Origin of the sequence: Citrobacter sp. Cpo069 (genome assembly GCF_030332785.1) — a bacterium.
Lineage (GTDB): Bacteria > Pseudomonadota > Gammaproteobacteria > Enterobacterales > Enterobacteriaceae > Citrobacter > Citrobacter portucalensis.
The window spans coordinates 226246-238443 of the sequence record NZ_JAOWHD010000051.1; the positions used below are offsets into that span (position 1 = coordinate 226246).

Here is a 12198-nt window from a genome sequence, read left to right on the forward strand (position 1 = left end):
GTAAATCATTCGCCTGAGCGGGGTTGCGAAACCACCGTTTCATGCTTACGTAAACCGCCCCAAATTCGATGACCAATGGCGGAATACATCGCGCCCGCAACCACGATAAACGCACCGAGATAACCTAATAGGTTTAGCATCGGTCTGGCGAAGAAATCGGGCCAGGCCAGTGATAATAAATCTGAAAATAACAACGTAAACAGCGGTGTGAGCGTGATAAGAGCGCTCACCTGCGCCGCCTGCCAACGCGCCATTGCTTCCGCGAGAGCGCCATATCCTACCAGCGTATTCAGGCCGCAGAATATCAGGCATGCCAGCTGCCAGTCGCTGAGCTGCGTGATGACACCGGGTTTAGCCAGCGGCAACAACGCGATCGTACATAAAGTGTACAGTAAAAACAGGATCTGCGGTGATGCCAGGCGGCGCAATAACACCTTTTGCGCGACCCCATAGCTCACCCAGACCATCGCCGCACCGACACCAAAGATAACGCCCCAGGTGTAATCGGTGAGTCGGGTAAAAATTTCGATCAGGCTGGTATTAAAAAACAGGACCAGTCCGCTCAGAAGCATAATGGCGCCAATCACCTGCGTACCGCGCATCTTTTCTTTCAGGATAAAGACGCTGGCGATCATCATACCAACCGGTGACAGCTGACCGATAACCTGCGAAGCCGTTGGGCTCAAATACTGCAAGGATGAACTAAACAGAATGAAGTTACCGAACAACCCACCGGTTGCGATAGCCAGCAACACCAGCCAACGCGCTTTGCGAAAAATACGCAACGGAGGGAGCTTTTTTTTAACCGCAAGAATAGCGCCAAGGCCAACGCTTGCCATTAAAAAACGGTAGAACACCACGGTAGGAGGCTCCATCACCTCCAGCACTTGCTTCATTGCTATTGGCAAAGCGCCCCAACATACTGCCGTTGTGAGTGCTAACAGAATACCAATGCCTGCCTGCTGCTTCATGCCGTATTCCCTGCAAGGGCTCGTTTCCGGGTTGTCACGGCGCGACGAGCGTATTTACCGGCCGTCGAATGTAAAAAGCCCCGCAACGTGTTGCGGGGCTTTTATCCGTTACCGGGACGCGAAAAACTTATTCAGCAACGATGCTGATGAATTTACGGTTTTTCGGGCCTTTCACTTCAAATTTCACTTTACCGTCTGCTTTAGCAAACAGAGTGTGGTCTTTGCCGCAACCAACGTTGGAGCCAGCGTGGAATTTAGTACCACGTTGACGAACGATGATGCTACCAGCCAGAACTGTTTCACCGCCGAAGCGTTTTACGCCCAGACGTTTAGCTTCTGAATCGCGACCGTTACGAGTCGAGCCGCCAGCCTTTTTATGTGCCATTTAATCTGCTCCCCTTAACTTAAGCGCTGATGCCAGTGATTTTCACATCAGTGAACCACTGACGATGGCCCTGCTGCTTACGGTAGTGTTTACGACGACGAAACTTAACAATTTTAACTTTCTCGCCACGACCGTGAGCAACGACTTCAGCTTTGATAACGCCGCCATCAACGAAAGGAACGCCGATTTTGACTTCTTCACCGTTTGCGATCATCAGAACTTCTGCGAATTCAACAGATTCGCCAGTTGCGATGTCCAGCTTTTCCAGGCGAACGGTCTGACCTTCGCTTACTCGGTGTTGTTTACCACCACTTTGGAAAACCGCGTACATAAAAAACTCCGCTTCCGCGCACACCTTTTTGATGATTCAGAGTGCGCTATAAATATTCACAATAGGGCGCGAATATTACGCAAAACGCGAGCCTTTGACAAGTGCTACCGTCAATACATGAAGAAAAAAAACACAACACGTACGGTAACGTTTATCTACGGCGTTTTTTCAGTACAATCAGCATATATTTATAACCCTAAACCCGACGTTACCTTCCCACACAGTAAGGTAATCGGGGCGAGAAGCCCGGCTTTTGCGATGAATTTAGAAAAAATCAATGAGTTAACCGCGCAAGATATGGCGGGGGTCAATGCGACAATCCTTGAACAGCTCAATTCCGACGTTCAGTTGATCAATCAACTGGGGTACTACATCGTTAGCGGCGGCGGAAAACGCATTCGCCCAATGATCGCCGTCCTCGCCGCGCGGGCCGTTGGCTACCAGGAAAATGCGCACGTTACGATTGCGGCCCTCATCGAGTTTATCCACACAGCGACCCTACTGCACGACGATGTTGTGGATGAGTCAGACATGCGCCGTGGGAAAGCCACAGCAAATGCGGCGTTTGGTAATGCGGCCAGCGTGCTGGTTGGCGATTTTATCTATACCCGTGCATTTCAGATGATGACCAGCCTTGGCTCGTTGAAAGTGCTGGAAGTCATGTCGAAAGCAGTCAACGTCATTGCCGAAGGCGAAGTCTTGCAGTTGATGAACGTCAACGACCCGGACATCACCGAAGAAAACTATATGCGCGTCATCTACAGTAAGACCGCGCGTTTGTTTGAAGCGGCAGCCCAATGTTCAGGTATTCTGGCTGGCTGTAGCGAAGAACAAGAAAAAGGGTTGCAGGATTATGGCCGTTATCTCGGTACCGCTTTCCAGTTAATTGACGATTTGCTGGATTACAGCGCAGATGGCGAGCAGCTGGGTAAAAACGTCGGTGATGACCTCAACGAGGGTAAACCAACGCTGCCACTGCTGCATGCCATGCGCCACGGCACCCCAGAACAAGCGCTAATGATCCGCCAGGCCATTGAGCAAGGTAATGGTCGTCACCTTCTGGAACCGGTTCTGGAAGCGATGAACGCCTGTGGTTCTCTGGAATGGACCCGTCAGCGGGCAGAAGAAGAGGCTGATAAAGCCATCGCTGCGCTGCAGGTGCTGCCTGATACACCGTGGAGAGAAGCGCTGATTGGTCTGGCACATATTGCCGTACAGCGCGACCGTTAATTCCCTACAGCATCCTCCCTCATCCCGTGCCCTGCACGGGATTTTCTTATAAGTTCCAGTAATCATTTCCCCCTTCCAGATAATCACGAAGAACCTTGGCATATTCTGAATATACACACACTTTACATGAACATTTTAGAACATTCGTTCTTCGGGCGTTATAGTGTCGGCACAACCGATCGTGAAACCGTAAGCCGTTAACCAAAGGAGAGATGAATTGATGGAAAGCAAGCTGATTGACTGGCATCCGGCCGACATCATCGCCGGACTGCGCAAGAAAGGGACCTCAATGGCCGCTGAATCACGTAAAAATGGATTGAGTTCATCAACGCTGGCCAATGCGTTAACGAGACCATGGCCAAAAGGTGAGTTGATTATCGCCCGGGCACTGGGAACTGACCCCTGGGTGATTTGGCCGTCACGCTATCACGATGCCAAAACGCATGAGTTCATCGACAGAACGCGGATGATGAGGAGTCGCAGAGAGAAAAAGAATCCGGAATGAACATTGAGCTGTAACCCCCAGCCAACTGAACTGGGGGTTACAAGAGACGTTGACGATTACTCGCCTTTCACGCGCTCAATGTTTGCGCCCAGCGCACGCAGTTTATCTTCGATGCGCTCATAGCCGCGATCGATGTGATAAATACGGTCGACTACCGTCGTACCTTCAGCAATACACCCTGCCAGCACCAGGCTTGCAGATGCGCGCAGATCGGTCGCCATAACCTGTGCGCCAGAGAGCGTTTCCACGCCGTGGCAAATCACGGTATTGCTTTCGATTTCTGCGTGAGCACCCATACGGCTCAGCTCAGGCACGTGCATAAAGCGGTTCTCAAACACGGTTTCCGTGATGAATCCGGTCCCTTCAGCTACCAGGTTCAGCAACGTGAACTGGGCCTGCATGTCGGTAGGGAACGCCGGATGCGGTGCAGTACGCACATTGACCGCTTTCGGACGTTTACCGTGCATATCAAGGCTGATCCAATCATCACCCACTTCAATATCCGCCCCCGCATCACGCAGCTTCGCCAGGACGGCATCCAGCGTGTCCGGCTGTGCATTACGGCAGATAATTTTGCCGCGAGAAATTGCCGCCGCCACCAGGAAGGTACCGGTTTCGATACGATCTGGCAGAACGCGATAAACACCACCGCCAAGACGCTCAACGCCTTCGATGGTAATACGATCGGTGCCCTGACCCGTGATCTTCGCGCCCAGCGCAATCAGGAAGTTCGCGGTATCCACGATCTCCGGCTCGCGCGCGGCGTTTTCGATGATGGTAGTGCCTTCGGCAAGCGTTGCTGCGCACATGATGGTGACCGTCGCGCCGACGCTCACTTTGTCCATGACGATATGCGCGCCTTTCAGACGGCCCTCAACGGACGCCTTCACATAGCCTTCTTCCAGCTTAATAGTCGCGCCTAACTGCTCCAGGCCGGTAATGTGCAGGTCAACCGGACGTGCGCCGATGGTGCAGCCGCCCGGAAGTGAAACCTGGCCCTGACCAAAGCGGGCAACCAGCGGCCCGAGCGCCCAAATGGATGCACGCATGGTTTTCACCAGATCGTACGGCGCACAGAAGACGTTCACATCACGCGCATCGATGTGCACAGAACCATTACGCTCAACTTTCGCACCCAGCTGGCTCAGCAGCTTCATTGATGTGTCAACGTCCTTCAGTTTCGGGACGTTTTGGATCTCTACAGGTTCTTCAGCCAGCAGCGCCGCAAACAGGATCGGCAGTGCGGCGTTTTTAGCGCCTGAAATTGTGACTTCGCCCTGGAGCTTAGTTGGCCCCTGAACACGAAATTTATCCATTATTCTGTTCTCTGTTAAGAATTTATCTTCGCTACCGGCACATCACCCGTAGCTCAAAAACCGTTAAGTTTGCGATCGCGCGCCCATTCCGCTGGGGTAAACGCCTTAATCGACACGGCATGAATGCGGTTGTCCGCAATGTACTCCATCAACGGGCCATAGACCGATTGCTGCTTCTTGACCCGGCTCATGCCTTCAAACATCTCACCCACGGCAATAACCTGAAAGTGACTGCCGTCGCCAGAAACGTGGACTTCCTGGAGGGAGAGTGCATTCATCAGCACGCTCTGAATTTCATTATTTTCCATGGGCTCTTCATTCGTCAGATAGTGAAAACAGCCCAACATCTTAGAGCAAAGTGGCGCTGTCATAAATAAGCAAAAAGCCTCGCTGATAAATCAGACAAGGCTTTAGTGGCAGATCCCCCTCAGGGGTTTTGCCGGATAGCGGCACAAGACCTTATCCGGCCTGGAAAAATTAACGCGGAAGGACGTCGTCAGGCAGATTGTAAAGCTGCGCCAGCGTGTACACTTTATCGTTAACACCAGTGAGCGAAACGCTGTTTCCCTGCTGCTTGCCCTGATTAATCAGATGCAACAGTAACGCCAGACCGCCGGTATCTACCCGGGATACCTGGTTCAGGTCGATGCAGGATACCCCTTTCATCGCCTCAATTCGCGCATCCCATAATGGGTTTAACACGTCCTGATCCAGCTCCCCCACCAGCACCAGCTTGTCACCTTCACGCGACCAGGTGAGTGACTGCGTCATTATTTTTTCTCTTCCAGCGTGATTTTCTGCTGAGCAATAGATTTCAGCTGCGCCGTCAGGCCATCAATACCTTTGGTACGCAGCAGGTCGCTCCACTCATTTTGTTTGGTGGTGATCATACTTACGCCTTCAGCAATCATGTCATAAGCCTGCCAGTTACCGGTCTGGGAGTTTTTACGCCACTGGAAATCCAAACGTACCGGAGGACGACCGTTTGGATCGATGATGGTTACGCGGATAGGCACGATGGTCGCATCACCCAGCGGTTGCTCTGGTGCAATTTCATAAGTCTGGCCATGGTACATCGCCAGAGCCTGGCCGTAGGCCTGCTTCAAATATTCACGAAATGCGGCAAAATAGGCTTCACGCTGAGCAGGGGTCGCATCTTTGTAGTAGCGACCCAGTACCAGCGCACCCGCATATTTAACCTGCACGTATGGCAACAGTTCCTGATCGACAACCTGGCGCAGGTAATCCGGGTTTGCGCGGATTTTAGGTTGTTCATTCTTCAGACGGTCAAATGTCTTCTGCGCCGCCTCATTCATCTGTTTGTACGGGTTCGTTTGGTCGGCTGCAGTTGCTGCGCTAAGTGGAGCAATCACCAGCATAGCCACCATCATCAATCGTTTAAACATACGTCGATTCTCCTGAGATTATTTCGTTGCGCCCGCAGGCGTAGTGGCTTCATTATTGCCGTCAGTTGCGGCTGGCGCATCGCCAGAATTCTTATTGTCATCACCTTTACTGTTGCTGTTGTAAAGGAACTGACCAATCATATCTTCCAGCACCATCGCGGATTTCGTGTCCTGAATCGTACCGCCATCTTTGAGGATAGACGTTCCCAGCTCAGGATCTTCAAAACCCACATTCAATGCCAGATACTGTTCGCCCAGCAGACCGGAAGTACGGATGCTCAGAGAACTGGTGTCAGGAATATGGTTAAAACGCGATTCGATTTCCAGCGTCACGCGCGGCAGGTACGTTTTCGGATCTAACGAGATGTCCGATACGCGTCCAACTACCACTCCGCCAATCCGCACCGGAGAACGCTCTCTCAGGCCGCCGATATTATCAAAGGTCGCATAAATCGTGTAAGTCGGCTCAGTACGCATTGAGGTAACGTTCGCCGCCTTCAGGCAAACAAACAGCGCTGCCAGCAGCGCAACCAACAGGAATAACCCGACCCAAATTTCATTTTTTTTCGTTTGCATGAACTCAATTCCCAAACATCAGTGCGGTCAGCACAAAATCCAGCCCCAGAACGGCAAGAGAGGCGTGCACAACGGTGCGTGTCGTTGCCCGGCTAATCCCAGCAGAGGTCGGGATCGCATCATAACCATTGAACAATGCAATCCAGGTGACCGTAATGGCGAACACCACGCTCTTAATCAGACAGTTGACCAGGTCCAGACGCCAGTCGACGGCATTTTGCATAGCCGACCAGAAGAAGCCTGCATCAATACCCTTCCAGCTTACGCCAACCAGTGAACCACCCCAGATACCCACTGCGACAAAAATAATCGTCAGCAACGGCAATGAAATGACGCCAGCCCAAAAACGTGGGGAAATCACCCGGCGCAGTGGATCGACGGCCATCATCTCCAGACTGGAAAGCTGTTCGGTCGCCCGCATCAGGCCAATTTCTGCGGTTAAGGCCGACCCGGCCCGCCCGGCAAACAGCAGCGCCGCAACAACCGGTCCCAACTCACGTAACAATGACAGTGCCACCAGCATACCGAGGCTGGTTTCCGCGCTGTAGGTGGTCAGCACCAGGTATCCCTGCAACCCCAGCACCATACCGATGAACACGCCAGAAACAATAATGATCAGCATCGATAAGACACCGACATTATAGAGCTGGCGGATCAGCAGCGGCGCATGTTTGCGAAACTCCGGCTTGCCGACAACCGCATTGAACAACATTAATCCGGCTCGCCCGAACGTCCTGAGGGTTTTTATTCCCCGATGTCCGAGTGATGCCAGCGCATTTAACAACATGGGTGGCTTAACTCCCTGTTTTGAGTAAATCGATGTGGTAGTCGCCCGCCGGGTAACGGAACGGAACCGGTCCATCGGCAATGCCGTCAAGGAACTGGCGTACGCGCGGATCGGCATTTTCTTGTAGTGCCTGAGCACTACCGTAGGCCACTATTTTTTTGTCCGCCATTATATAGGCGTAATCCGCAATACTCAGTACCTCAGGCACATCATGGGATACCACCACACAGGTGACGCCCAGCGCGCTGTTCAGTTCTGAAATCAGCTTCACCAGAACGCCCATGGTGATGGGATCCTGACCGACGAACGGCTCATCAAACATGATGAGGTCTGGCTCCAGCGCGATAGCACGTGCTAACGCGGCGCGACGCGCCATCCCACCGGATAATTCAGAAGGCATTAATTTGGCCGCACCCCGCAGGCCGACGGCCTCGAGCTTCATCATCACCGTGCTCTTCAGCAACGGCGCTGGCAACGTCGTATGCTCGCGCAGAGGGTACGCGACGTTGTCAAACACATTCATGTCGGTAAATAGCGCACCAGACTGAAACAGCATACTCATGCGCTTACGCACGGTAAATAAACGCGAACGGGACATGGCCGGGACGTTCTCACCGTCAAACAGGATCTCGCCCTTATCCGGGGGGATCTGTCCGCCAATCAGACGCAACAGCGTCGTTTTGCCGATGCCTGATGGCCCCATGATCGCCGTCACCTTACCGCGCGGTACCGTCAGGGAAATATTATCAAAGATGCAGCGGTCACCCCGGGAAAAGCTGACATCGCGCATATCGACTAGATTCGCCACAGACTGCCCCATTGATTCATCCTTTACTATTGCCTCGTTGATCGAAGAGTTTGGCGCTCAATTTAGCCATGAACTCAACATATTTACAGATTATTGCCTGTCCTGGTTAGCGAAAGCTGGCATTTGTTTTACTTTTTAGCCGCATAAAGTCAAAATTAAGACTTCGTTACGGCTTCCAGAAGATCCTTCAAGTGGACCGGCGAGTATACCTGAAGAAAGGACTTTAGATGCTTTTAGCGACGGCGCTGTTAATAATTGGTTTACTTCTGGTGGTCTACGGTGCCGACCGTCTGGTATTTGCTGCATCCATTTTATGTCGAAACTTCGGTATTCCTCCCATTATCATCGGAATGACCGTGGTCAGCATGGGTACGTCGTTACCCGAGATAATTGTCTCCGTTGCCGCATCGATGAATGGGCAACTCGATCTGGCTGTCGGGACCGCTATAGGTTCTAACATCACCAACATTCTGCTTATTTTAGGCCTGTCGGCGCTGATTCATCCTTTTACCGTGCATTCTGATGTTCTGCGTCGTGAATTACCGCTAATGTTGCTGGTAAGTATTTTAGCTGCATCCGTCCTGTATGACGGGCAGTTAAGCCGCAGCGACGGTTTCTTTCTTCTGCTTCTGGCCGTGCTATGGCTGCTATTCATTGTTAAAATCGCCCGTCTGGCCGAGCGACAAGGCAATGACAGCCTGACACGTGAGCAGATAGCTGAGCTGCCGCGCGAAGGCGGATTACCGGTCGCATTTTTGTGGTTGGGCATTGCGCTGATTATCATGCCAATGGCAACACGTATGGTGGTGGATAACGCTACCGTGCTGGCGAACTATTTCGCCATGAGCGAACTTACTATCGGGCTGACAGTGGTCGCCATTGGTACCAGCCTGCCGGAGCTGGCAACAGCGATTGCGGGTCTGCGTAAAGGTGAAAACGATATTGCCGTCGGTAACATTATCGGCGCAAACATTTTTAATATCGTTATCGTCCTCGGGCTACCGGCGCTGATTACGCCGGGTGAAGTCAATCCGATGGCCTTCACCCGTGACTATAGCGTCATGCTGCTGGTGAGCGTGATTTTTGCACTACTCTGCTGGCGACGTCCGCGCCAGATTGGTCGCGGCGCAGGTGCGCTGCTGACCGGCGGTTTTATCATATGGCTGGCGATGCTGTATTGGTTATCGCCACTTCTCGTTGGATAACTGGAAACGCATTATGTCGCACTTAGAGTTGCAACCGGGTTTTGACTTTCAGCAAGCAGGCAAGGAAGTCCTGGCAATTGAACGTGAAGGCCTGGCGGAGCTTGATCAGTACATCAACCAAAATTTTACCCTCGCATGTGAGAAAATATTCAGCTGCCCAGGCAAAGTGGTGGTGATGGGAATGGGGAAATCCGGCCATATCGGGCGGAAAATGGCAGCCACATTTGCCAGCACCGGCACCCCCTCATTTTTTGTACACCCAGGCGAAGCCGCACATGGCGATCTGGGTATGGTCTCGCCGCAGGATGTGGTCATCGCCATCTCTAACTCCGGTGAATCCAATGAGATAGCGGCGCTGATCCCGGTATTAAAACGTCTTCATGTACCGCTTATCTGCATGACCGGTCGTCCTGAAAGCAGTATGGCGCGTGCGGCAGATGTGCATCTGTGTGTTAAAGTGCCCAAGGAAGCTTGTCCGTTAGGCCTGGCGCCGACCAGCAGTACGACAGCAACACTGGTGATGGGCGATGCCCTAGCGGTGGCATTATTAAAAGCGCGCGGCTTTACCGCGGAAGATTTTGCGTTGTCTCATCCCGGTGGCGCACTGGGCCGTAAGCTTTTACTGCGCGTTAACGATATTATGCATACGGGCGACGAGATCCCGCATGTGACCAAAAACGCCAGCCTGCGTGACGCCTTAATTGAGATCACGCGTAAAAATCTCGGCATGACCGTCATTTGCGATGATGCCATGAAGATTGACGGTATTTTCACCGATGGCGATTTACGTCGTGTCTTCGATATGGGCGTTGATGTACGCCAGTTAGGCATTGCCGATGTGATGACCCCTGGAGGCATTCGCGTGCGTCCGGGTATTCTTGCCGTCGATGCCCTGAACTTAATGCAGTCCCGCCATATCACCTCGGTAATGGTTGCTGATGGCGACCAGTTACTCGGTGTGTTACATATGCATGATCTGCTGCGTGCAGGTGTAGTGTAAGAAACTCAAGGATAACGAAAATGAGTAAAGCAGGTGCGTCGCTTGCGACCTGTTATGGACCCGTCAGCGCAGACGTTATCACCCGGGCAGAAAACATCCGTTTGCTGATCCTGGATGTGGATGGCGTACTGTCTGATGGTCTGATTTATATGGGCAACAACGGTGAAGAGCTGAAGGCTTTTAACGTCCGTGATGGTTACGGAATTCGCTGTGCGCTCACTTCCGGTATTGAGGTTGCCATTATTACCGGACGAAAGGCTAAACTTGTAGAAGATCGCTGTGCCACTTTGGGGATCACCCACCTGTATCAGGGGCAGTCAGACAAACTGGTTGCCTTTGGCGATCTCCTTAGCAAACTGGCGATCGCGCCGGAGAATGTCGCCTACGTTGGCGATGACCTGATCGACTGGCCGGTGATGGCTAAAGTGGGATTAAGCGTCGCGGTGGCAGATGCCCACCCTTTGCTGATCCCGCGAGCTGATTATGTCACCCACATTGATGGGGGACGTGGCGCTGTGCGTGAAGTCTGCGATTTATTACTCCTGGCGCAGGGCAAACTGGACGAGGCCAAAGGGCAATCGATATGAGCAAAACCAGACGTTGGGTTATCATTCTACTGTCGCTGGCTGTCCTTGTGATGATTGGTATTAATCTGGCAGACAAAGATGACACCACTCAGGTCGTCGTCAATAACAACGAGCCAACCTATAAGAGCGAACATACTGATACCGTCGTGTATAGTCCGGAAGGCGCGCTGAGCTATCACTTGATCGCACAACACGTTGAATATTATTCGGAACAAGCGGTTTCGTGGTTTACTCAACCGGTATTAACCACGTTTGATAAGGATAAAGTACCGACCTGGACGATCAAGGCCGACAAAGCCAAATTGACCAACGATCGGATGCTGTATCTGTACGGCCATGTTGAGGTTAACGCCCTGGTGCCTGACTCTCAACTACGCAGAATTACGACCGATAACGCGCAGATTAACCTGGTGACACAAGACGTCACTTCCGATGATCTGGTGACGTTGTATGGCACAACATTTAACTCCAGCGGACTGAAGATGCGCGGCAACTTACGCAGCAAGAACGCCGAGCTGATTGAAAAGGTTAGAACCTCATATGAAATCCAAAACAAACAAACTCAGCCTTAATCTTGTACTTGCCAGCTCACTTCTGGCCGCCAGCATCCCGGCATTGGCCGTCACCGGCGATACCGAGCAGCCGATTCACATTGAGTCGGACCAGCAGTCCCTGGATATGCAGGGCAACGTGGTGACGTTTACTGGTAACGTGATTGTGACTCAGGGCACCATCAAAATTAACGCAGATAAAGTCGTCGTGACCCGCCCTGGCGGTGAAGACGGTAAAGAAGTGATTGATGGTTACGGTGATCCCGCCACCTTTTACCAGATGCAGGACAACGGTAAGCCGGTGAAAGGCCGCGCCTCACACATGCACTATGAACTGGCGAAAGACTTTGTCGTTCTCACCGGCAAGGCATATCTGGAACAACTCGATAGCAACATCACGGGCGATAAGATCACTTATCTGGTAAAAGAGCAGAAAATGCAGGCCTTCAGCGATAAAGGCAAACGCGTCACCACCGTTCTGGTTCCGTCGCAGTTGCAGGACAAAAACAAGGCTCCGGCAGAGAAAAAAGGTAACTGATT

17 protein-coding genes are annotated in these 12198 nt (G+C 52.2%); 7 read left to right on the forward strand and 10 right to left on the reverse strand.

Going from position 1 to position 12198, the window contains the following annotated elements:
- Positions 1–5: 5 nt before the first annotated feature.
- The 3 genes from OGY08_RS13860 to rplU form a co-directional block, all read right to left on the reverse strand.
- Positions 6–971, reverse strand: coding sequence for a DMT family transporter (locus OGY08_RS13860; protein ID WP_008785922.1), 966 nt, complete (start codon positions 969–971; stop codon positions 6–8).
- Between the two features lie 127 nt (positions 972–1098).
- Positions 1099–1356: a 50S ribosomal protein L27 gene (gene rpmA, locus OGY08_RS13865; RefSeq protein WP_003025030.1), complete on the reverse strand. Its 258-nt coding sequence runs from the start codon at positions 1354–1356 to the stop codon at positions 1099–1101.
- Positions 1357–1375: 19 nt separating this feature from the next.
- Positions 1376–1687, reverse strand: a complete 312-nt coding sequence (gene rplU, locus OGY08_RS13870) for a 50S ribosomal protein L21 (protein ID WP_003025032.1) — start codon at positions 1685–1687, stop codon at positions 1376–1378.
- Between the two features lie 258 nt (positions 1688–1945).
- Between rplU and ispB the strand changes: the two genes are divergently transcribed.
- Positions 1946–2917 carry an octaprenyl diphosphate synthase gene (ispB, locus tag OGY08_RS13875; RefSeq protein WP_003839953.1) on the forward strand — a complete coding sequence of 324 codons (972 nt, stop codon included), beginning with the start codon at positions 1946–1948 and terminating at the stop codon, positions 2915–2917.
- Positions 2918–3137: 220 nt separating this feature from the next.
- Positions 3138–3422: a DNA-binding transcriptional regulator SfsB gene (sfsB, locus tag OGY08_RS13880; protein WP_003025035.1), complete on the forward strand. Its 285-nt coding sequence runs from the start codon at positions 3138–3140 to the stop codon at positions 3420–3422.
- 56 nt (positions 3423–3478) lie between these two features.
- Here sfsB and murA read toward each other — a convergent pair whose 3' ends face one another.
- The 7 genes from murA to mlaF all read right to left on the reverse strand — a co-directional run bounded on the left by murA (position 3479) and on the right by mlaF (position 8327).
- Positions 3479–4738 (reverse strand): UDP-N-acetylglucosamine 1-carboxyvinyltransferase, encoded by a 1260-nt coding sequence (murA, locus tag OGY08_RS13885; protein ID WP_032945112.1) that lies wholly within the window; start codon positions 4736–4738, stop codon positions 3479–3481.
- 53 nt (positions 4739–4791) lie between these two features.
- The gene (gene ibaG / locus OGY08_RS13890) at positions 4792–5046 is read right to left on the reverse strand and encodes a BolA family iron metabolism protein IbaG (RefSeq protein WP_003025040.1); all 255 of its coding nucleotides are present in this window, start codon (positions 5044–5046) and stop codon (positions 4792–4794) included.
- A gap of 169 nt (positions 5047–5215) precedes the next feature.
- Positions 5216–5509 (reverse strand): lipid asymmetry maintenance protein MlaB, encoded by a 294-nt coding sequence (gene mlaB, locus OGY08_RS13895; RefSeq protein WP_071444702.1) that lies wholly within the window; start codon positions 5507–5509, stop codon positions 5216–5218.
- A complete protein-coding gene (gene mlaC / locus OGY08_RS13900; protein ID WP_008785928.1) occupies positions 5509–6144 on the reverse strand; it encodes a phospholipid-binding protein MlaC in 636 nt (211 codons plus the stop codon). The genes mlaB and mlaC overlap by 1 nt, the downstream gene beginning before the upstream one ends.
- Before the next feature lie 18 nt (positions 6145–6162).
- Positions 6163–6720 carry an outer membrane lipid asymmetry maintenance protein MlaD gene (gene mlaD, locus OGY08_RS13905; RefSeq protein WP_003828747.1) on the reverse strand — a complete coding sequence of 186 codons (558 nt, stop codon included), beginning with the start codon at positions 6718–6720 and terminating at the stop codon, positions 6163–6165.
- 4 nt (positions 6721–6724) lie between these two features.
- Entirely contained in the window at positions 6725–7507 is a 783-nt protein-coding gene (gene mlaE, locus OGY08_RS13910) for a lipid asymmetry maintenance ABC transporter permease subunit MlaE (RefSeq protein ID WP_003025053.1), read from the reverse strand.
- Between the two features lie 7 nt (positions 7508–7514).
- A complete protein-coding gene (gene mlaF / locus OGY08_RS13915; RefSeq protein WP_003828749.1) occupies positions 7515–8327 on the reverse strand; it encodes a phospholipid ABC transporter ATP-binding protein MlaF in 813 nt (270 codons plus the stop codon).
- A 215-nt stretch (positions 8328–8542) separates the two neighbouring features.
- Here mlaF and OGY08_RS13920 point away from each other — a divergent pair, with 215 nt between their 5' ends.
- From OGY08_RS13920 to lptA, 5 genes are read left to right on the forward strand one after another with little or no spacing between them, the layout of a single operon-like run.
- The gene (locus OGY08_RS13920; RefSeq protein ID WP_003828751.1) at positions 8543–9520 is read left to right on the forward strand and encodes a calcium/sodium antiporter; all 978 of its coding nucleotides are present in this window, start codon (positions 8543–8545) and stop codon (positions 9518–9520) included.
- Positions 9521–9533: 13 nt separating this feature from the next.
- On the forward strand, positions 9534–10520 hold the full coding sequence (gene kdsD, locus OGY08_RS13925; protein WP_003025063.1) for an arabinose-5-phosphate isomerase KdsD: 987 nt from the start codon (positions 9534–9536) through the stop codon (positions 10518–10520).
- A gap of 20 nt (positions 10521–10540) precedes the next feature.
- Complete coding sequence (kdsC, locus tag OGY08_RS13930; protein WP_032945113.1) at positions 10541–11107, forward strand: 3-deoxy-manno-octulosonate-8-phosphatase KdsC; 567 nt, start codon at positions 10541–10543, stop codon at positions 11105–11107.
- On the forward strand, positions 11104–11679 hold the full coding sequence (gene lptC, locus OGY08_RS13935) for an LPS export ABC transporter periplasmic protein LptC (protein ID WP_008785932.1): 576 nt from the start codon (positions 11104–11106) through the stop codon (positions 11677–11679). The genes kdsC and lptC overlap by 4 nt, the downstream gene beginning before the upstream one ends.
- Entirely contained in the window at positions 11648–12196 is a 549-nt protein-coding gene (gene lptA, locus OGY08_RS13940) for a lipopolysaccharide ABC transporter substrate-binding protein LptA (RefSeq protein ID WP_032945118.1), read from the forward strand. Before lptC ends, lptA begins: the two co-directional genes overlap by 32 nt.
- Positions 12197–12198: the final 2 nt, after the last annotated feature.

Bases quoted from the DNA above. Each gene is read 5' to 3' on its own strand.
- murA (WP_032945112.1), bottom strand. From the start codon at position 4,738: ATGGATAAATTTCGTGTTCAGGGGCCAACTAAGCTCCAGGGCGAAGTC.
- mlaC (WP_008785928.1), bottom strand. From the start codon at position 6,144: ATGTTTAAACGATTGATGATGGTGGCTATGCTGGTGATTGCTCCACTT.
- sfsB (WP_003025035.1), top strand. From the start codon at position 3,138: ATGGAAAGCAAGCTGATTGACTGGCATCCGGCCGACATCATCGCCGGA.
- ispB (WP_003839953.1), top strand. From the start codon at position 1,946: ATGAATTTAGAAAAAATCAATGAGTTAACCGCGCAAGATATGGCGGGG.
- kdsD (WP_003025063.1), top strand. From the start codon at position 9,534: ATGTCGCACTTAGAGTTGCAACCGGGTTTTGACTTTCAGCAAGCAGGC.
- lptC (WP_008785932.1), top strand. From the start codon at position 11,104: ATGAGCAAAACCAGACGTTGGGTTATCATTCTACTGTCGCTGGCTGTC.
- mlaB (WP_071444702.1), bottom strand. From the start codon at position 5,509: ATGACGCAGTCACTCACCTGGTCGCGTGAAGGTGACAAGCTGGTGCTG.
- kdsC (WP_032945113.1), top strand. From the start codon at position 10,541: ATGAGTAAAGCAGGTGCGTCGCTTGCGACCTGTTATGGACCCGTCAGC.
- mlaD (WP_003828747.1), bottom strand. From the start codon at position 6,720: ATGCAAACGAAAAAAAATGAAATTTGGGTCGGGTTATTCCTGTTGGTT.
- rplU (WP_003025032.1), bottom strand. From the start codon at position 1,687: ATGTACGCGGTTTTCCAAAGTGGTGGTAAACAACACCGAGTAAGCGAA.
- OGY08_RS13860 (WP_008785922.1), bottom strand. From the start codon at position 971: ATGAAGCAGCAGGCAGGCATTGGTATTCTGTTAGCACTCACAACGGCA.
- mlaE (WP_003025053.1), bottom strand. From the start codon at position 7,507: ATGTTGTTAAATGCGCTGGCATCACTCGGACATCGGGGAATAAAAACC.
- mlaF (WP_003828749.1), bottom strand. From the start codon at position 8,327: ATGGGGCAGTCTGTGGCGAATCTAGTCGATATGCGCGATGTCAGCTTT.
- rpmA (WP_003025030.1), bottom strand. From the start codon at position 1,356: ATGGCACATAAAAAGGCTGGCGGCTCGACTCGTAACGGTCGCGATTCA.
- OGY08_RS13920 (WP_003828751.1), top strand. From the start codon at position 8,543: ATGCTTTTAGCGACGGCGCTGTTAATAATTGGTTTACTTCTGGTGGTC.
- ibaG (WP_003025040.1), bottom strand. From the start codon at position 5,046: ATGGAAAATAATGAAATTCAGAGCGTGCTGATGAATGCACTCTCCCTC.
- lptA (WP_032945118.1), top strand. From the start codon at position 11,648: ATGAAATCCAAAACAAACAAACTCAGCCTTAATCTTGTACTTGCCAGC.